General features: G+C 72.4%; 20 protein-coding genes. 15 read left to right on the forward strand and 5 right to left on the reverse strand.

Annotated elements, in window-relative coordinates; genetic code table 11:
• Positions 1 to 148 precede the first annotated feature (148 nt).
• The 3 genes from QC385_RS08500 (at position 149) to glmS (ending at position 3,912) form a co-directional block, all read left to right on the forward strand.
• Positions 149 to 1,162, forward strand: coding sequence for an ATP-binding cassette domain-containing protein (locus tag QC385_RS08500; RefSeq protein WP_279540629.1), 1,014 nt, complete (start codon positions 149 to 151; stop codon positions 1,160 to 1,162).
• Positions 1,159 to 1,968, forward strand: a complete 810-nt coding sequence (locus tag QC385_RS08505; protein ID WP_279540630.1) for an ABC transporter permease — start codon at positions 1,159 to 1,161, stop codon at positions 1,966 to 1,968. Before QC385_RS08500 ends, QC385_RS08505 begins: the two co-directional genes overlap by 4 nt.
• A gap of 96 nt (positions 1,969 to 2,064) precedes the next feature.
• Positions 2,065 to 3,912: a glutamine--fructose-6-phosphate transaminase (isomerizing) gene (gene glmS / locus QC385_RS08510; RefSeq protein WP_279540631.1), complete on the forward strand. Its 1,848-nt coding sequence runs from the start codon at positions 2,065 to 2,067 to the stop codon at positions 3,910 to 3,912.
• Positions 3,913 to 3,969: 57 nt separating this feature from the next.
• Here the strand turns inward: glmS and QC385_RS08515 are convergent, their stop codons facing one another.
• Together QC385_RS08515 and QC385_RS08520 are read right to left on the reverse strand one after the other, a co-directional pair.
• Entirely contained in the window at positions 3,970 to 4,317 is a 348-nt protein-coding gene (locus tag QC385_RS08515) for a hypothetical protein (RefSeq protein WP_279540632.1), read from the reverse strand.
• A 93-nt stretch (positions 4,318 to 4,410) separates the two neighbouring features.
• Positions 4,411 to 5,085 carry an ankyrin repeat domain-containing protein gene (locus QC385_RS08520; protein WP_279540633.1) on the reverse strand — a complete coding sequence of 225 codons (675 nt, stop codon included), beginning with the start codon at positions 5,083 to 5,085 and terminating at the stop codon, positions 4,411 to 4,413.
• A 56-nt stretch (positions 5,086 to 5,141) separates the two neighbouring features.
• On the opposite strand from QC385_RS08520, the gene QC385_RS08525 reads away from it, so the two are divergent.
• Together QC385_RS08525 and QC385_RS08530 are read left to right on the forward strand one after the other, a co-directional pair.
• A complete protein-coding gene (locus QC385_RS08525; protein WP_150482540.1) occupies positions 5,142 to 5,513 on the forward strand; it encodes a holo-ACP synthase in 372 nt (123 codons plus the stop codon).
• Between the two features lie 33 nt (positions 5,514 to 5,546).
• Positions 5,547 to 6,551: a BtrH N-terminal domain-containing protein gene (locus tag QC385_RS08530; RefSeq protein WP_279540634.1), complete on the forward strand. Its 1,005-nt coding sequence runs from the start codon at positions 5,547 to 5,549 to the stop codon at positions 6,549 to 6,551.
• Between the two features lie 56 nt (positions 6,552 to 6,607).
• Here the strand turns inward: QC385_RS08530 and QC385_RS08535 are convergent, their stop codons facing one another.
• Positions 6,608 to 7,762: a hypothetical protein gene (locus QC385_RS08535; RefSeq protein WP_279540635.1), complete on the reverse strand. Its 1,155-nt coding sequence runs from the start codon at positions 7,760 to 7,762 to the stop codon at positions 6,608 to 6,610.
• Positions 7,763 to 7,922: 160 nt separating this feature from the next.
• On the opposite strand from QC385_RS08535, the gene QC385_RS08540 reads away from it, so the two are divergent.
• From QC385_RS08540 to QC385_RS08565, 6 genes are all read left to right on the forward strand, one after another.
• Positions 7,923 to 9,383, forward strand: a complete 1,461-nt coding sequence (locus tag QC385_RS08540) for an NAD(P)H-hydrate dehydratase (protein WP_279540636.1) — start codon at positions 7,923 to 7,925, stop codon at positions 9,381 to 9,383.
• Positions 9,384 to 9,747: 364 nt separating this feature from the next.
• Positions 9,748 to 10,635 (forward strand): L,D-transpeptidase family protein, encoded by an 888-nt coding sequence (locus QC385_RS08545; RefSeq protein ID WP_279540637.1) that lies wholly within the window; start codon positions 9,748 to 9,750, stop codon positions 10,633 to 10,635.
• Positions 10,636 to 10,695: 60 nt separating this feature from the next.
• Positions 10,696 to 11,865, forward strand: a complete 1,170-nt coding sequence (gene alr, locus QC385_RS08550; RefSeq protein ID WP_279540638.1) for an alanine racemase — start codon at positions 10,696 to 10,698, stop codon at positions 11,863 to 11,865.
• Between the two features lie 127 nt (positions 11,866 to 11,992).
• Positions 11,993 to 13,252 (forward strand): alpha/beta fold hydrolase, encoded by a 1,260-nt coding sequence (locus QC385_RS08555; RefSeq protein WP_279540639.1) that lies wholly within the window; start codon positions 11,993 to 11,995, stop codon positions 13,250 to 13,252.
• Positions 13,218 to 13,739 carry a tRNA (adenosine(37)-N6)-threonylcarbamoyltransferase complex ATPase subunit type 1 TsaE gene (gene tsaE, locus QC385_RS08560; protein WP_279540640.1) on the forward strand — a complete coding sequence of 174 codons (522 nt, stop codon included), beginning with the start codon at positions 13,218 to 13,220 and terminating at the stop codon, positions 13,737 to 13,739. The genes QC385_RS08555 and tsaE overlap by 35 nt, the downstream gene beginning before the upstream one ends.
• A 142-nt stretch (positions 13,740 to 13,881) precedes the next feature.
• On the forward strand, positions 13,882 to 14,067 hold the full coding sequence (locus QC385_RS08565) for a hypothetical protein (protein ID WP_279540641.1): 186 nt from the start codon (positions 13,882 to 13,884) through the stop codon (positions 14,065 to 14,067).
• Positions 14,068 to 14,683: 616 nt separating this feature from the next.
• Here QC385_RS08565 and QC385_RS08570 read toward each other — a convergent pair.
• Positions 14,684 to 15,241 carry a hypothetical protein gene (locus tag QC385_RS08570; RefSeq protein WP_279540642.1) on the reverse strand — a complete coding sequence of 186 codons (558 nt, stop codon included), beginning with the start codon at positions 15,239 to 15,241 and terminating at the stop codon, positions 14,684 to 14,686.
• Between the two features lie 137 nt (positions 15,242 to 15,378).
• Between QC385_RS08570 and tsaB the strand changes: the two genes are divergently transcribed.
• From tsaB to QC385_RS08590, 4 genes are read left to right on the forward strand one after another with little or no spacing between them, the layout of a single operon-like run.
• Positions 15,379 to 16,032 carry a tRNA (adenosine(37)-N6)-threonylcarbamoyltransferase complex dimerization subunit type 1 TsaB gene (gene tsaB, locus QC385_RS08575; protein ID WP_279540643.1) on the forward strand — a complete coding sequence of 218 codons (654 nt, stop codon included), beginning with the start codon at positions 15,379 to 15,381 and terminating at the stop codon, positions 16,030 to 16,032.
• Between the two features lie 29 nt (positions 16,033 to 16,061).
• Positions 16,062 to 16,559 carry a ribosomal protein S18-alanine N-acetyltransferase gene (gene rimI / locus QC385_RS08580; RefSeq protein WP_279540804.1) on the forward strand — a complete coding sequence of 166 codons (498 nt, stop codon included), beginning with the start codon at positions 16,062 to 16,064 and terminating at the stop codon, positions 16,557 to 16,559.
• Complete coding sequence (gene tsaD / locus QC385_RS08585; RefSeq protein ID WP_279540644.1) at positions 16,552 to 17,664, forward strand: tRNA (adenosine(37)-N6)-threonylcarbamoyltransferase complex transferase subunit TsaD; 1,113 nt, start codon at positions 16,552 to 16,554, stop codon at positions 17,662 to 17,664. The genes rimI and tsaD overlap by 8 nt, the downstream gene beginning before the upstream one ends.
• Positions 17,661 to 17,918 carry a hypothetical protein gene (locus QC385_RS08590; protein WP_279540645.1) on the forward strand — a complete coding sequence of 86 codons (258 nt, stop codon included), beginning with the start codon at positions 17,661 to 17,663 and terminating at the stop codon, positions 17,916 to 17,918. The genes tsaD and QC385_RS08590 overlap by 4 nt, the downstream gene beginning before the upstream one ends.
• A gap of 70 nt (positions 17,919 to 17,988) precedes the next feature.
• Here the strand turns inward: QC385_RS08590 and QC385_RS08595 are convergent, their stop codons facing one another.
• Positions 17,989 to 18,162 (reverse strand): hypothetical protein, encoded by a 174-nt coding sequence (locus QC385_RS08595; protein ID WP_279540646.1) that lies wholly within the window; start codon positions 18,160 to 18,162, stop codon positions 17,989 to 17,991.
• Positions 18,163 to 18,165 lie beyond the last annotated feature (3 nt).

Genomic DNA, 18,165 nt, shown 5'->3' on the forward strand with positions numbered 1-18,165 from the left:
CGTCACGCGGGCCGGTGACGTTCTCCACGGACCGCAACCATCTCCATTCGGCAGAAAACCGGCGAAGGGGAGGAATGTCAGTGGCGTGCGTCACAGTTGTGGGAAGGGTGGGCCCAGGCCGGGGTCCAGGAACGCCGAGGGGTGACCCATGACGTATGCGATAGAGGCGGAAGGTCTGGTCAAACGGTTCAAGGAGACCGAGGCGCTGGCCGGTGTCGATCTGGCGGCCCGCAAGGGCACGGTGCTCGGGCTGCTGGGCCCCAACGGTGCGGGCAAGACGACCGCGGTGCGGATCTTCGCGACGCTGCTGCGCCCGGACGGGGGCACGGCCCGGGTGGCCGGCCACGACGTTGTCCGGGAGGCTGGGGTCGTGCGGGCCATGGTCGGGCTGACCGGGCAGTACGCGGCGGTCGACGAGAACCTGACCGGCACGGAGAATCTGCTGCTCATCGGCCGGCTGCTGGGCCTGCCGAGGCGGGGGGCGAAGGCGCGGGCGGGGGAGCTGCTGGAGCGTTTCCAGCTGACGGACGCGGCAGGCCGGGCCGTGAAGACGTTCTCGGGAGGCATGCGCCGACGCCTGGACCTGGCGGCCAGCCTGGTGGGGCGGCCCCGCATCCTCTTCCTCGACGAGCCGACCACGGGCCTCGACCCGCACAGCCGTGGTGAGCTGTGGGACATGCTGCGCGGCCTGGTCGCGGACGGTGCGACCGCCCTGCTGACGACGCAGTATCTGAACGAGGCCGATGTGCTCGCCGACGAGATCGTGGTGATCGACAAGGGCCGGGTGATCGCCGAGGGCACGCCGGACCGGCTGAAGGCCCAGGTCGGCGGCCAGGTGCTGGAGCTCCGGCCGATCCTCGGGCAGGACCTTACGCGGGCGCACGCGCTGGTGGCCGGGGCCGCCGGGCCGGAAGCCCGGATCGAAGGCGAGATGATCACCGCGCCGGTGAAGGACCCCGAGCTGATGCCGGCCGTCGTGCGCGCCCTGGACCGGGAGGGGATCGCGGTGGGCGAGCTGGCCCTGCGCCGCTCCTCGCTCGACGAGGTCTTCCTCGCCCTGACCGGCCACCGAGCGGAACCGGGCGAGCCCGAACAGGACGGCGGCACGGCCGTCCGGGACGAGGACGAGGGCGAGCTGGAGAAGGCGGTGAGCCGGTCATGACCGCCACCACCATCACCGCGCCCGTCACCGCGTCGGGCCGCGTGCCGCCCCTCGCCGGAATGCGGCAGACCTTCACGATGGCCTGGCGGAGCCTGGTCGCCGTCAAACACAACCCGCTCGAACTGGTCGACTACAGCATCACGCCGATCATGTTCGTGTTCCTGTTCACCTACGTGCTGGGCGGACAGATGGCCGGATCGCCCGACGCGTACCTGAAGTACGCGCTGCCCGGGATCATCGTGCAGAACACCCTGTTCATGACGATGTACACGGCGATGGCGCTCAACACCGACCTCACCAAAGGTGTCTTCGACCGGCTGCGCAGCCTGCCCATCGCGCGCTCCGCCCCGCTGATCGGGCGGATCACGGCTGACCTCGCGAAGCACGTGTGGGCGATGCTGCTGATGATCGGCCTCGGGCTGGCGCTCGGCTTCCGCGTCACCGGCGGGTTCGACGGGTTCCTGCTCGGCGTGCTGCTGGTGGTGGTGTTCGCCGCGGCCGTGTCGTGGTGCGCGGTGCTGATCGGGATGCTGGCCGGTGACGCGGAGAAGGTGCAGGCGTTCGCCTTCACCCTCATCTTCCCGATCACCTTCACCAGCAGCGCCTTCGTCGTCGTCGACACCATGCCGGGGTGGCTCCAGGCGTGGAGCGACGTCAACCCCGTCACGCACCTGTCCGACGCCTTCCGCGGGCTGCTGCTCGGCGGGGCGGTGGCGGAGCCGGTGCTGTGGTCGCTGGTGTGGGCGGCGGGGATCGCGCTCGTGTTCTATCCGCTGGCGATGAGGGCCTATCGGGCGAAGGTGTGAGAACAAGGGGCCAGGCCTTCGTACCCCGGTGGGAATTTCCGATTTCGGGCACGCTGCGGCCGGTTCGGCGCGGACATGGACCCTAAGCTGCCGCCCATGTGTGGAATCGTGGGATACGTGGGACCGCAGTCGGCGCTCGAGGTCGTGATGGCCGGGCTGAAGCGGCTGGAGTACCGGGGGTACGACTCGGCGGGCGTCGCCGTGCTGGCCGACGGCGGGCTGGCGGCGGCCAAGAAGGCCGGCAAGCTCCTCAACCTGGAGAAGGAACTGGACGGCAGGCCACTGCCGACGGGTACGACGGGCATCGGACACACCCGGTGGGCCACACACGGCGGACCGACGGACACCAACGCCCACCCGCACATCGACAACGCGGGCCGGGTCGCGGTGGTGCACAACGGCATCATCGAGAACTTCGCCCTGCTGCGGGCCGAGTTGGAGGAACGGGGGCACGAGCTGGCCTCCGAGACCGACACCGAGGTCGTCGCGCATCTGCTCGCCGAGGAGTTCTCGTCGTGCGCGGACCTCGCCGAGGCGATGCGGCTGGTGTGCCGGCGGCTGGAAGGCGCCTTCACGCTGGTCGCGGTGCACGCCGACGAGCCGGACGTGGTGGTGGGTGCGCGGCGCAACTCGCCGCTGGTGGTGGGCGTCGGAGAGGGCGAGGCCTTTCTCGCCTCGGACGTCGCCGCGTTCATCGCCCACACGCGGTCGGCGATCGAGCTGGGCCAGGACCAGGTGGTGGAGCTGCGCCGGGACGGCGTGACGGTGACGGGCTTCGACGGCCGCCCGGCCGACGTCCGCTCGTACCACGTCGACTGGGACGCGTCGGCCGCGGAAAAGGGGGGCTACGACTACTTCATGCTCAAGGAGATCGCCGAGCAGCCCAAGGCGGTCGCCGACACGCTGCTGGGCCGGATCGACGGCTCCGGTTCGCTGAGCCTGGACGAGGTGCGGATCCCCGCGGGGGTGCTGCGGGAGATCGACAAGGTCGTCATCGTCGCGTGCGGTACGGCCTTCCACGCCGGGATGATCGCCAAGTACGCCATCGAGCACTGGACGCGCCTGCCGTGCGAGGTGGAACTGGCCAGTGAATTCCGGTACCGGGACCCGATCCTGGACGCGCAGACCCTCGTCATCGCCATCTCCCAGTCCGGCGAGACCATGGACACGCTCATGGCGCTGCGGCATGCCCGCGAGCAGGGCTCCAAGGTGCTGGCGATCTGCAACACCAACGGTTCGACGATCCCGCGGGAGTCGGACGCGGTGCTGTACACGCACGCCGGCCCCGAGGTGGCCGTCGCCTCCACCAAGGCGTTCCTGACGCAGCTCGTCGCCTGCTACCTGGTCGCGCTGTACCTGGGCCAGGTGCGGGGCACCAAGTGGGGCGACGAGATCCGGGCGGTGATCCGCGACCTGTCCTCGATCTCCGGTGCGGTGGAGCAGGTCCTGGGCACGATGGAGCCCGTGCGGGAGCTGGCGCGCACGCTCGCCTCGAAGAACACGGTGCTGTTCCTCGGCCGGCACGTGGGGTATCCGGTGGCGCTGGAGGGCGCGCTGAAGCTCAAGGAGCTGGCCTACATGCACGCCGAGGGGTTCGCGGCGGGAGAGCTGAAGCACGGCCCGATCGCCTTGATCGAGGAGGATCTGCCGGTGGTCGTCGTGGTGCCGTCGCCGCGCGGGCGGTCCGTGCTGCACGACAAGATCGTGTCCAACATCCAGGAGATCCGGGCGCGGGGTGCGCGGACGATCGTCATCGCGGAGGAGGGGGACGAGGCGGTGGTGCCGTACGCGGACCACTTGATCCGGGTACCGGTCACACCGACGCTGCTCCAGCCGCTGGTGGCCACGGTGCCGCTCCAGGTGTTCGCGTGCGAGCTCGCGACGGCTCGCGGGAACGAGGTGGACCAGCCCCGGAACCTGGCGAAGTCGGTGACGGTGGAGTAGCGGAGCAACGGAAAGGGGCGAACGGCCGGTCGCCGTTCGCCCCTGTGCGGCTGGCGACTACCAGTTGATGCAGGTCTTCGGGACCCAGCCGTTCACCTTGTCGCCGCCGTAGTACCACATGTTGCTCTTCTTGCCGCAGGCCGTGTACGAGCCGCCCTTGTAGGCCTTGCCGTCGTTGCAGATCGCGCCCCGCTTGCCCTTGCCCCAGATGCCGAGGGCGGTGGCGCTCGTCTTCGGCGAGGTGCGGACCTTGACGGTCTCCTTGGCCTTGACGTTCACGATCGCCTTGCTGCAGTCCTTCGGCGGGGCCGCGGCGGCGGTGCCGGCGGTCGCGACGGTGCCGGTGAGGGCCGTTGCGAAGAGAGCTATCGAAGTGGCCGCGGTTCCCAGCGACTTGAACTTCATGGTGGTGCGTTCCTCCCGTTGTGTGCGATGCCGTTTGCACATCGCGGTCATCGCGAACTGTACAAGGGGGAGGGGGAGTTCACTTTCAGGGGTTCAGTAGGGGAAGTTCCAGGGCGGCGGCGGCTTGGGGCTGTAGGGGAGCTTGGTCCAGCCGTCGGGGGTCACGTGGTAGAAGTCCCCGTTGTCGCCGTCCATCCGCGAGCTGCCGTGCACGTGCACGATGTCCGCGTGGAGGCGGTAGTGGAAGCCGCCCATCATGCCGACCACCCGGAAGAAGATCCGCACGTCCAGCCCCTCCGTCAGGGGGGACAGCGGTGGCAGGAGGTGCTCGATCTCGTCGAAGCAGCTGCCGGTGCGCTCCCGCAGCATCGCGTGGAAGTGGCGCTCCAACGCTTCGGAGGGGGCGGGGAGTTGCCGCACCGCGACCGGTTCCAGCAGCTCCAGCAGATGCGTGTGGCCCCGCTCCCGCGCGATGTCCACCGGGCGCCGTCCGTCCCGGGTGCGCTGCGTGCGCCAGGCGCCGTGCGCGATCAGCCGGGAGACGACCGCGATCGTGGCGCCGCGCCAGGCGGCCTGGTGCAGTGGGGCGAACCCGCTGCGGTTGCCCGGGCGGGCGAGATTGACCCGCTCGGGATTCGTCACCAGCTCCCCGAACAGGCCGTCCCAGTCGGCGTCCCGGGCCAGGTCCGAGAACCGGTCCCGCTCCTTCAGGTACCAGTCCCCGTAGCGCTCGCGGTCGGTGAGGCCGTCCCATTCCATGCTGATCATGCTAGTCACCACCGTCGAGGCAGGAAGCGGCGGAGTCTCACCGTAGGGTGCTGCGCATGAGCATCATCGGGGTCGGGATCGACGTCGCCGAGATCGATCGGTTCGCGGCGTCGCTGGAGCGTACGCCCGCGTTGGCCGGACGGCTGTTCGTGGAGCGGGAGTTGTTGCTGCCCAGCGGGGAGCGCCGGGGGGTCGCCTCCCTGGCCGCGCGGTTCGCCGCCAAGGAGGCCCTGGCCAAGGCGCTCGGGGCTCCGCCCGGGCTGCTGTGGACCGATGCCGAGGTGTGTGTCGAGGACAGTGGGCAGCCCTGGCTGCGGGTGACCGGGACCGTGGCGGCGCGGGCCGCCGAGCTCGGCGTGCGGTCCTGGCACCTGTCCCTGAGTCACGACGCGGGTGTCGCCTCGGCCGTTGTGATCGCCGAGGGGTGACAGGGGCCGCGTCCCCGTCCAGGAGGGAATGGCATGACCACGGTGAAGGACGTCGACCCTCGCGGTACGCAGCACTGCGAGACGTCGGCTCTGGGAGTGTTGCTGCGGCACCAGGGGCTCGATCTGTCCGAGCCCATGCTCTTCGGCCTCGGGTCCGGGCTGTCCTTCATCTACTGGGACAGCAAGAACATGGACTTTCCCTTTCTCGGCGGGCGGGTCAAGCCCTTCGAGCTCACCAGGAACCTGGCCGCCAGGCTGGGGCTGGAGCTCGCGGTCCAGGAGACCGGATCGGCCCGTAAGGGATGGGAGAACGTTGCGAGTGCCATCGACGCCGGACTGCCCGTCGGGCTCCAGCTCGACAGCTACCACCTGGACTACTTCACCTCGAAGGTGCACTTCGGCGGCCATGTCGTCGCCCTGTACGGCTACGACGAGCATGACGCCTACCTGGTGGACACCGACCAGCAGGGCGGAGCGGTGACCACCAGCCTGAGCAGCCTCGCGCGGGCCAGGGCCGAGCGCGGGCCGATGACCGCCAGGCACCGGTCCTTCACGCTCACCGCCGCGGGGACGGCGCCCGACCCACGAAGCCGGATCGTCCCCGCCATCACCGCGTGCGCCGACGCCTTCCTGAGCCCGCCCATCGCCAACCTCGGCCACCGGGGCATCGAGAAGGCCGGGAAGCTCGTACCCGGCTGGCTCCGGCGCACCGACGCCCCCCGGCGGGACCTGCCGCAGGCCGCCCTGCTGATGGAGAAGGCCGGCACCGGCGGCGCCCTGTTCCGGAACCTGTACCGCGACTTCCTCGCCGAGTGCGCCGAGTGGCTCGACAGCGGCCATCTGCGCACCGGGCACGCCCTGTACTCGGAAGCGGCAGGCCTGTGGACGGACGTCGCGGCGCTCGTCACGAACGCCGGTGAGTCGGGCGACGAGCAGTACCTCGGACGGGCGGGCACCGTCCTCCGCGACATCGCGCGCATCGAACGCGAAGCCATGGAGGCGCTGAGCCGCCTGCGCGGTGAAGCCCCCGCCGGGTGAGGGCGAGGGCTCCACGGTCTCGGGCTTCGCGGACCAGGGCTCCGCGGGCGCGGGCGTCAGCAGATCGACTGGCTGCTGTTCACCCGCGTGATGTTGCGGAACGTCGTGTTCTCGCCGCACGGGCTCTCCCTGATGGCCGAGTTGGTGACCGTCAGGTTCTGGATGGTGATGTCCTTGTTGTTCGGGAACTCCGAGCGGGCCGCCAGGCGCAGTTCACCGCCGCCCGAGATCGTGCCGCTCTGGGCCGCGAGGCTGACGTTGTAGCAGTTCTCGATCAGGACCGAGTTGTTGCCGGTGTTGGAGATCGTCACCTTGTTGATCGTCGCCCCGCCGCTCTCCGACACGCAGAACACCCCGCGTCCGCCGCCGCGCGCGATGACCTCGCCGACGCGGATGTTGGTCGGGTAGCCGCTGCCGACGCGGCCGTTGCGGTTGGCCATGCGGAAGGCCGCGTAGCCGGTGCCCGTGCCCGCGTTCTCCGCGTCCACCTTGGTGACGTTGGCGTTGATGGTCTGGTTGAGCAGCAGCCCGGACTCGCCCACGTTGCGGGCGGTGACCGTGCCGATGGTGATGCCGTCGACGCCGTAGGTCTCGACGGCGTGGCTGGAGGCGCCGGAGACGTAGACGTTGTCGATGCGGACGTTGCGCGTCCACTGGCTGGTGTCGCCGCGGTTGTCGATGCGGATGCCCAGGCCGCGGGAGAGGCGCATGTCTATCTGGCCGAGCACGACGTTCTGGACGTTGCGCAGGAAGATGCCGTAGAGCGGGGTGCCGGTGAGCCTGAGGTTCTGGACCTCGACGTCGCGGGTGCCGCGGGAGTAGACCGGCGCCTGGTCGCCGGAGCCGCTGCCGGTGACGTTGATGGTGCCGCAGACGTCGAGGACGGTGTAGCTCGGGAGCGAGATGCGTGAGCCCGCCGAGATCGAGCCCGAGCCGCGGACCACGACCCGCTCCTTCGAGGTGCGTCCGGAGCTGAGGCTGTTGACGGCCGCTTGGACGGCCGCGCGCATGTCGGTTCCGGTGTAGACCGTGCTGCCGCCGCGCCGGGCGGTCCAGTTGCCGCCGTTCTGCACGGCCTCGGCCTGGAAGGAGCCGTCTCCGCAGGCGGCCGCTCGTGTGGGGGCTGCGGTGGCGGGGGCGGTCAGGGTGCCGGCGGCGGTGAGGACGGCGGTGGCACCGGCGGCGGCGAGGAATGCGGCTCTGCGTCCCATGGTGGCCTCGGTTTCGTCGAATGTGGGGGGTGTGCAAGCGCTTTCTGCGCGGCCGGTGAGTCTGGCAAAGGGCAGGCAAAGCGTCAATGGATGCGACACGGTCCGCAGTTGCCCGGGATACGGGGGAGTGGCCGGGCGGTCCTACGGGAAACTCGACCGCATGCGTAGTGCGTACAGCGTGGACACGGTCAGGACCGCCGAACGGGAGCTGATGGCGCGGCTGCCGGAGGGGGCGCTGATGCAGCGCGCCGCCGCCGGACTCGCCGCGGCCTGCGCCGACCTGCTGGGTCGGGTGTACGGGAGCAGGGTCGTGCTGCTGGTCGGGAGCGGGGACAACGGCGGTGACGCGCTGTACGCCGGTGCCCGGCTGGCCCGGCGCGGGGCCGGTGTCACGGCGGTCCTGCTCGCGCCGGAGCGGGCTCACGCCGGGGGACTCGCGGCGCTGCGGCGGGCCGGGGGGCGGGTCGTGAGCGCCGGCGGGGCCGAAGCCGCCGGCCGGGGCGCGCAGGGCGTCGAGGAGCTGGTCGAGCGGGCGGATCTCGTCGTCGACGGGATCGTCGGGATCGGTGGGAAGGGCGGGCTGCGGCCGGACGCGGTGCCGCTGGCCGCCGCCGCCGAGCGGTCGCGGGGCGCCGTGGTCGCCGTCGATCTGCCGAGCGGGGTCGACGCCGACACCGGTGAGGTGCGCGGCGTCGCCGTCCGGGCCGATCTGACGGTGACGTTCGGGACGCACAAGCCCGGGCTGCTGATCGATCCGGCCCGCGAGTACGCGGGGTCCGTGCGGCTTGTCGACATCGGCCTGGAGCTGCCGGCCGAGCCGGAGCTGGAGGCGTTGCAGCACGCGGACGTGGCGCGGCTGCTGCCGGTGCCGCGGGCCGAGAGCGACAAGTACCGGCGGGGTGTCGTCGGTATCGCCGCCGGGTCCGCGCGTTACCCGGGGGCCGCCGTGCTCGCCGTCGCCGGGGCGCTGCGGGGCGGGGCCGGGGCCGTGCGGTACGTCGGACCGGCCGGGGAGGCCGTCCTCACACGGTTCCCCGAGACACTTGTGTCGGACCAGGGGCCGAAGCACGCCGGGCGGGTGCAGGCATGGGTCGTCGGGCCGGGGGCCGGGGACGACGCGGCGACGGTCGGGGAGGTGCTGGCGGCGGACGTCCCGGTGCTGGTCGACGCGGACGGACTGCGGTTGGCCGAGGCTGGGGTCGTACGGGCGCGGCGGGCCCCGACCCTGATGACGCCGCACGCCGGGGAGGCGGCGGCGCTGCTCGGGGTCGACCGGGCGGAGGTCGAAGGCGGACGGCTGGCGGCGGCGCGGGAGCTGGCAGGGCGGTACGGGGCGACCGTGCTGCTGAAGGGGTCCACGACGTTGGTCGCCGACTCGGGGGGCGGTGCGGTGCGGGTCAATCCGACGGGGACGTCCTGGCTGGCCACGGCGGGGAGCGGGGACGTGCTGTCGGGGCTGGCGGGGTCGTTGCTGGCCGCGGGGCTCTCCGCGGTGGACGCGGGGAGTGTGGGGGCGTATGTGCACGGGCTGGCCGGGAGGCTGGCGGCGGACGGGGCGCCGGTGGGGGCGCATGACGTGGCGGAGGCGGTTCCGGGGGCGTGGCGGAATGTTCTGGGCTGAGTGAGAGGGAGGGGTGGGGCGTCGTCGGGAGTGGGTTGGCGTCGGGGTTGGGGCGCCGTCGGGGTTGGGGTGGCGTCGGGGGTGGGGCGCCGTCGGGAGTGGGTTGGCGTCGAGGGCGGGGCGCCGTCGGAGGTGGGGCGCTGTCGGGAGTGGGTTGCCGTCGAGGTGGGTCGCCCTCTCCTCCCCTTGCCGTCCCGAGTCCGGGGGGCTGCCGCCCCCGGGCCACCGCTTCGGCTTGGACGGCCTCGTCCTCAAGCGCCTGACGGGCTGAGACTGACTGGGCGCCGCTGTCAGGTGCGGGCCGTCCGGAGGACCGGCCGCGCGGCAACTCCGGGCCGCCCCGGCACCCCGTTTCTCTGATGACATGACCAGCAGACGTACCGCCGGGCGCGCCCTCGCCCTCCTGCTCGCCGCCGTCGCCGCGCTGCCCGCCGGTGTCGCCGGGGCCGCTCCCGTACCGCCCGCCCCGGGGCCCCTGGGCGAGCTGGTCCCGGGCGTGGCTCCGGGGCCCGCGCAGCCCTGGTCCGTCGACACGCCCGACCAGGCGCTGCCGCCGGTGGTGTACACGCCGTCGGCCGTGGAGGAGGCCGTCGAGCCGCGCGGGGCGGTGGAGGGGACGTACGCGCTCGTCGAGTACGTGCCGCTGGGGGAGGCGGTCGCGCGGGTGAGCTGTACCGGGAAGACCGGGCCGTATCAGCGGCAGGTCGAGCGGTGGCTGGGGCTGAGGGTGGACGGGAGGCAGTCGGCGGCCGACTGCCGGGCCGTCCGGGCGTTCCAGGTGAGGCAGGGGATCAAACCGGCCATCGGGTTCGCCGGGCCCGTGACATGGGCCCGGATGCAGTATCTGTCGGCGCGCCGGAACCCCAATGCCGCCGGTCGGTGCCCGGTGCGGAGCTACCCCGTGGCGTGTGTGGATCTCAGCCGGCAGCTGACCTGGCTGCAGAAGGGGCGCAAGATCGTGTTCGGGGCGGTCCCGATCCGCAGCGGCCGGGCCGGGTACCGGACCCGGGCCGGGTGGCACAAGGTCTACTGGCGGCACAAGAACCACTGGTCGACGCTGTACAACACGCCCATGCCGTACTCGCAGTTCTTCAGCGGCGGGCAGGCCTTCCACGGTGTCTACGGCAGTCTCAACACCACCGTCGGCTCCATGGGCTGCGTCAATCTCTCCGTCCCCGACGCGCGGAGGCTGTGGGGCGTGCTGAAGAAGGGTGACCGCGTGTTCGTGTGGGGGCGCAGGCCCGGGGCGTAGGGCCTGTCGTCGGAGGCCGCCGCCTCGGGCGTGTCGGGCCCCTCTGAGACACTGGGCGCGATGAGCGAGAGAACAGCCCCGCGTACCGCGCCCCTGCGCGCCCGAGCGGAGATCGACCTGGCCGCCCTGCGGGCCAATGTGCGGACGCTGCGTGCCCACGCGCCGGGCGCGGCCCTGATGGCCGTCGTGAAGTCCGAGGCGTACGGCCACGGGGCTGTGCCGTGTGCCCGCGCGGCCGTCGCCGCCGGGGCGGACTGGCTGGGCACGGCGACGCCCGAGGAGGCCCTCGCCCTGCGGGCCGCCGGGCTGCCGGGCCGCATCATGTGCTGGCTGTGGACGCCCGGCGGACCCTGGCGCGAGGCGATCGAGGCGGACCTCGACGTGTCCGTCAGCGGGATGTGGGCCCTGGCCGAGGTCACCGAGGCGGCCCGGATCGCCGGTCGGCCCGCCCGGGTGCAGCTCAAGGCCGACACGGGGCTCGGGCGGGGCGGCTGCCAGCCCGGGGACGACTGGGCCGGGCTGGTCCGGGAGGCGCTGCGCGCCGAGGCCGAGGGGCTCCTGCGCGTCACGGGGCTCTGGTCGCACTTCGCCTGTGCCGACGAACCCGGCCATCCCTCCATCGCCGCCCAGCTCCGCCGTTTCCGGGAGATGGTCGCGTACGCCGAGGAGCAGGGCGCCCGCCCCGAGGTCCGGCACATCGCCAACTCGCCGGCCACGCTCACGCTGCCCGAGAGCCATTTCGACCTGGTCCGCACGGGCATCGCCACCTACGGCATCTCGCCCAGCCCCGAGCTCGGCACCCCGGCCGACTTCGGACTGCGCCCGGTGATGACGCTGTCCGCCTCGCTGGCCCTGGTCAAGCACGTGCCGGGCGGGCACGGCGTCAGCTACGGCCACCGGTACGTGACGCCCGGCGCGACCACCCTCGGCCTCGTCCCGCTGGGGTACGCCGACGGCATCCCGCGCCACGCCTCCTCGGCCGGTCCGGTCCTGGTGGAGGGCAAGTGGCGCACGATCGCGGGACGGGTCGCCATGGACCAGTTCGTGGTCGACCTGGGCGGCGACGAGCCCGAGCCGGGCGCCGAGGCGGTGCTCTTCGGGCCGGGGGACCGCGGCGAGCCCACCGCCGAGGACTGGGCCCAGGCGGCCGGAACCATCGCCTACGAGATCGTGACCCGGATCGGAACGCGTGTTCCGCGCGTCTATGTGAATGAGGAACAGGACGGGTAACTCGCACAGAGGACCGGTCACGCGAAGAACAACGGGCACCCTGGCCACACAAGCACCAGCACAGCACCAGGCAGCTTGAACAGCACCACACCATCCACAGCAGCACCCCGGCGAAGAGGAGCGGTACGTGAGCGAGAGCAGCGCGGAGGTCGTCGCGAACGCCGCCACGGCGGCCGTCGCGGCCTCCGCCGCGGGGGCGGCGGGAGGCTGGCGCCGGGCGACCGGCATCGCCGGTGTCGCGATAGGCGTGGTGGCCGCGGGCGCGGCCGCCGGTGTCGCCCTGGAGCGGATGACGGTCGGCCGGGGCATGCGCCAGAAGGCCCGCCTCGTCCTCGACTCCGCCGGACCCTACGGCTCGCTGCGCGGCATGCCCGGCAAGGCGTTCGCCGACGACGGCACGGAGCTGTACTACGAGGTCGACGACCTCGACCCGGAGGCCGCCCCCGCCGCCCTCGGCCCGCGCCGCCGCCGGCTCTTCGGCCGCAAGGCCCCCGCCCCCGTCACCGTCGTCTTCAGCCACGGCTACTGCCTCAACCAGGACTCCTGGCACTTCCAGCGGGCGGCGCTCAGAGGCGTCGTACGGACCGTCCACTGGGACCAGCGCAGCCACGGCCGCTCGGGTCGGGGCGTGGCCCAGGGGCGGGGCGAGCCGATCACCATCGAGCAACTGGGCCGCGACCTCAAGGCCGTCATCGACGCGGCCGCGCCCGAGGGGCCGATAGTGCTGGTCGGGCACTCGATGGGCGGCATGACGGTGATGGCGCTGGCCGACCAGTACCCCGAGCTGGTCCGGGAGCGGGTCGTCGGGGTGGCCTTCGTGGGGACGTCGTCGGGGCGGCTCGGCGAGGTCAACTACGGGCTTCCGGTGGCCGGCGTCAACGCGGTGCGGCGGGTGCTGCCCGGCGTGCTGAAGGCGATGGGGCAGCGGGCCGACCTGGTGGAGAAGGGGCGCCGGGCGACCGCGGACCTGTTCGCCGGGATCATCAAGCGGTACTCCTTCGCCTCCCGGGACGTCGACCCGGCCATCGCCCGGTTCGCCGAGCGGATGATCGAGAGCACGCCCATCGACGTAGTCGCCGAGTACTACCCGGCGTTCAACGACCACGACAAGACCGAGGCGCTCGGGTGTTTCGCGGATATGCCGGTCCTCGTCCTGGCCGGGGTGCAGGATCTGGTCACGCCGAGTGAGCACAGCGAGGCCATCGCCGATCTGCTGCCGGACGCCGAGCTGGTGCTGGTGCCGGACGCGGGGCACCTGGTGATGCTGGAACACCCGGAAGTGGTCACCGACCGCCTCGCCGACCTGCTCACCCGCACGGGTGCCGTGCCCGCAGGAGCTACCGTGAAGGGTTATGGGAGCACCAGCAGCACCGCACAACCCGGCTGAGTCCGGATCCGTCCAGATCGTCGTCACGTCCCCCGAGCAGATGCGGGAGCTGGGCCGCCGGCTCGCGAAACTGCTGCGCGCGGGTGACCTGGTGATGCTCAGCGGGGAGCTCGGGGCGGGCAAGACGACACTGACGCGTGGGCTGGGCGAGGGGCTCGGCGTGCGCGGGGCCGTCACCTCGCCGACGTTCGTGATCGCCCGGGTGCATCCGTCGCTGGGCGACGGGCCGCCGCTGGTCCATGTCGACGCGTACCGGCTGTCCGGCGGGCTGGACGAGATGGAGGACCTCGACCTCGACGTCTCGCTGCCCGAGTCCGTGGTCGTCGTGGAGTGGGGCGAGGGCAAGGTCGAGGAGCTGACCGAGGACCGGCTCCAGGTGGTCATCCACCGCGCGGTGGGCGACACGACCGACGAGGTCCGGCAGATGACGATCACCGGTGTGGGGGAACGCTGGGCTTCGGCGGACCTGAGCGTGCTCGCGGCGTAGCTCCTGCCGCGTGGTGTTTTGATGAACGTTCCGACAAGGCGTCGGCAAAATGTTGCGTTCGGCGTCTTGTGCGTGGTCACATGGTATCCAGTCCGTAGTTAGGTGTACCTAACTACGTCCGCCCCGCCTTCGGGAGGCGTCCATGTCGGCTACAGAGAGCAAGGCGCAGCCGCTGCCGTTCGCGGTCGCCGGGGTGTCCATGCGGGACCTGCTGGCGGCGGGCGAGGCGGCGGCGCTGATCTCCACACCACCGCGGGCTCCCGAGCCGGGGTTCGCCGATCCGCTCGGACCGACCGAGCCGGTGGCGGACCACCGCGAAGCGGCGTAGCGGCCTGGCGGCCGAGCGTGGCCTGGTGGCCTGATGGCTCGGTGGCCCGTGGCTGGCGGCCCAGGCCAGCGGCCCAGGGCGATCACGCCCTGCGGCGTAGCAGCCCGGTGGCTCGGCGGACGACCACGGCCTGCGGCCTAGCAGCCCGGTGGCCTAGCCCAGCGGATGACCACGACCTTGCGGCCCCGTGGCCTGGCGGCCCAGTGGGCGACCACGACGGCCTTGCGGCCCCACGGCTTTGCGGCTCCCACGGCCCCGTGGCCTGGTGGCTTGGCGGCCCGGCGGACGACCACGACCTGCGGCCTAGCAGCGCGGTGGCCTAGCCCAGCGGATGACCACGACCTGCGGCCCCGTGGCCTGGCGGCCCCGTGGGCGATCACGCCCTGCGGCGTAGCAGCACGGTGGCCTGGCGGCCCGGCGGACGACCAGACCTGCGGCCTAGCGGCGCGGTGGCCTAGCAGTCCAGCGGCCCGGCGGACGACCACCGCCTTGCGGCCCGGCGGGCCCAGCACCCCGGCGGCCTTGCGGACGACCGCAACCTTGCCGCTCGGCGACCCAGCGGCTCGGCGGCCTTGCGGACCACCGCGAAGCGGCCTGCGGGCAACCGTGAAGCGGCCTAGCGGACCACCACGACCTTGCGGCCGATCGTTGCGAAGGTCCACATCGCCTCGCCGTCCTCGCGTGACTCGCGGATGCCGCCCGTGCGGACCTTCGGGGCCGGTGCGGCGGTCGAGTCGTCGACGGCCGCGCTGAAGCCGATGACCACGCCGTCCACGCTGGTGAAACGTACGACGTGCTCGACGGGGACGCCGTCGGAGCCGGTGATCGTGTTCGAGCGGGACGTGACCGAGTAGCCGCCCGGGGCGGGGTCCACCGCGCTCGGGCGGACCCCGAACGTACGGGTGACCGTCCCGTCCTCGCCGACCAGCCACACCCGGTCGCCGCGCAGGGAGTACACGACCCGTGCGCCCTTGCCGGAATCGCCGGGCAGCGCGGCGGGGTCCTTCCTGGCCTGGGGCGGCGCCTTCGAGACGCCGGCCGCCGGTGCGGCGCCCGCCTGTGACCTGCCCAGGCCGGCCGGGAGGGTCTGTGACGCCTGGTGGGCGAGGTAGCCGACCGTCGCGAGGGCCGCGGCGGTGAGCCCGGCCACGATCCCCGAGCTGCTGAGTGCCACCGGCTCCCACCTCCGTGTCGTACGTCCCTGTCGCGCACGGTGCGTATGCCGCGCCGTGACGGTAGGTGACGGTAGCAGCAGGTGACGGCCCGCCAGGTACGTCCGACACGGGCCCCGGGGAGCCGTAGGCTGTTTGCGTGCTCTTGCTCGCTCTGGATACCGCCACACCCGCCGTCACCGTCGCGCTGCACGACGGCCGGGACGTCATCGCCTCGTCGAGTCAGGTGGACGCGCGCCGGCACGGGGAACTGCTGCTGCCGGCGATCGACCGGGTGCTCGCCGAGGCCGGTCTGAAGCTCGACGCCGTCACCGGTGTCGTCGCCGGCATCGGGCCGGGCCCGTACACCGGACTGCGCGTCGGACTGATGACCGCCGAGACCTTCGGGCTCGCGCTCGGCGTCCCCGTGCACGGCGTGTGCACGCTGGACGGCCTCGCCTACGCCGCCGACATCGGGGGCCCGTTCGTCGTGGCGACCGACGCCCGCCGCAAGGAGGTGTACTGGGCGCGCTACGCCGATTCCCGCACCCGCGTCACCGACCCGGCCGTCGACCGGCCCGCCGACATCGCCGAGCAGGTCGCGGGGCTGCCCGCGGTCGGCGCGGGCGCGCTGCTGTACCCGGACACCTTCCCCCAGGCGCACGAACCCGAGCACGTGTCCGCCGCCGCGCTCGCCCGGCTGGCCGCCGAACGGCTGGCGGCGGGCGAGGAACTCCCCGCGCCCCGGCCGCTGTATCTGCGCCGCCCCGACGCCCAAGTCCCCAAGAACTACAAGGTGGTCACCCCCAAGTGACCGGGTCCGAGACGTGTGTGCTGCGCGAGATGCGCTGGTGGGACATCGACTCCGTGCTGGAGCTGGAGCGGAACCTGTTCCCCGACGACGCCTGGTCGCGGGGCATGTTCTGGTCCGAGCTGGCCCATGCGCGCGGGCCGGAGGCGAGCCGGAAGTACCTCGTGGCCGAGGAGGGGGAGCGGATCGTCGGGTACGCCGGTGTCGCCTCCTCCGGCGAGCAGGCCGACATCCAGACCATCGCCGTCACCCGGGATTACTGGGGGACGGGGCTGGGCGGCCGGCTCCTCAGCGAACTGCTGCGGGCCGCGACCGCCTTCGAGTGCGCCGAAGTGATGCTGGAGTGCCGGGTGGACAACATCCGCGCGCAGAAGCTGTACGAGCGCTTCGGCTTCGAGGCCATCGGCTTCAGGCGCGGCTACTACCAGCCGGGGAACGTGGACGCCCTGGTGATGCGACTGACCACGAAACCCGACAGCGGCTCCGCCGCGGGTTCGGCTCCCGTACAAGGAACCCAGATCAATGACTGACTCACGCGACGAGCCTCTCGTTCTCGGCATCGAGACCTCCTGCGACGAGACCGGCGTCGGCGTCGTCCGCGGCAACACCCTGCTCGCCGACGCCGTCGCCTCCAGCGTCGACGAGCACGCCCGCTTCGGCGGTGTCGTGCCCGAGGTCGCCTCCCGGGCGCACCTGGAGGCGATGGTGCCCACCATCGACCGCGCCCTGAAGGAGGCGGGAGTCAGCGCCCGCGACCTCGACGGCATCGCCGTCACCGCCGGTCCCGGCCTCGCCGGTGCCCTGCTGGTCGGCGTCTCGGCGGCGAAGGCGTACGCGTACGCCCTCGGCAAGCCGCTGTACGGCGTCAACCACCTCGCCTCGCACATCTGCGTCGACCAGCTGGAGCACGGTGCGCTGCCCGAGCCGACCATGGCCCTGCTGGTGTCCGGCGGCCACTCCTCGCTGCTGCTGTCCTCGGACATCACCTCCGACGTCCGCCCGATGGGCGCGACCATCGACGACGCGGCCGGTGAGGCCTTCGACAAGATCGCCCGCGTGCTGAACCTCGGCTTCCCGGGCGGCCCGGTCATCGACCGGTACGCACGCGAGGGCGACCCGGGCGCGATCGCCTTCCCGCGCGGGCTGACCGGTCCGCGCGACCCGGCCTACGACTTCTCCTTCTCCGGGCTGAAGACGGCCGTGGCGCGCTGGATCGAGGCGAAGCGGGCGGCGGGGGAGGAGGTCCCGGTGCGGGACGTTGCGGCCTCCTTCCAGGAGGCGGTCGTGGACGTGCTGACCCGCAAGGCCGTCCGGGCCTGCAAGGACGAGGGCGTCGACCACCTGATGATCGGCGGCGGTGTGGCCGCCAACTCCCGGCTGCGCGCCCTGGCCCAGGAGCGCTGCGAGGCGGCCGGGATCCGGTTGCGGGTGCCGCGGCCCAAGCTGTGCACGGACAACGGCGCGATGGTCGCCGCGCTCGGCGCCGAGATGGTGGCCCGGAACCGGCCCGCGTCGAGCTGGGACCTGCCGGCGGACTCCTCGCTGCCGGTGACGGAGCCGCATGTGCCGGGCCACCGGCACGACCACGACCACGACCACGTGCACGAGATCAGCAAGGAGAACCTCTACTCGTGACGGTCGCCTTGATGTGGGAGGCGCGGGCGGTGCCCGGCCGGGGCGAGGACCTGCTGGCCTGGGCGCGGGCGCAGGAACTGCCCAGCGCCCCCCTGCGCCGGGAGACCCTGCGCGCTCCTCAGGACCGGGTCCTCGTCATCACCTGGTGGGACGCTCCGTACGACGCCGAGCTGCCGGAACTGCCGGAGCCGGACGGGGAGTTGGTGACCCGGGCCGTGCACCGGTGGCGGTTCGAGTCGGTCGGCGGCGCCTGACTCCACTCGGCGGGCGAGCGGACCAGGTCCTCGATGCGCTCCGGCATGACGGGGAACATCACGGACAGCGTCATCGCAGCGCCGCCTCCTCCCGGTCCTGCCTCTCCTCGTCGCCGGTGCCGTCGGGGCCGTCCTCGGCCCGGTAGCCGGCCGCCTGGAGGTTGAACAGGTAGGCGTAGATGCCGTCGTGCTCCATCAGCTCGCCGTGGGTGCCCTCCTCCGCCAGGCGGCCGTCCTCGATCACGAC

Origin of the sequence: Streptomyces sp. DH10, assembly GCF_029813805.1 — a bacterium.
In the GTDB taxonomy this organism is placed as follows: Bacteria; Actinomycetota; Actinomycetes; order Streptomycetales; family Streptomycetaceae; genus Streptomyces; species Streptomyces coeruleofuscus.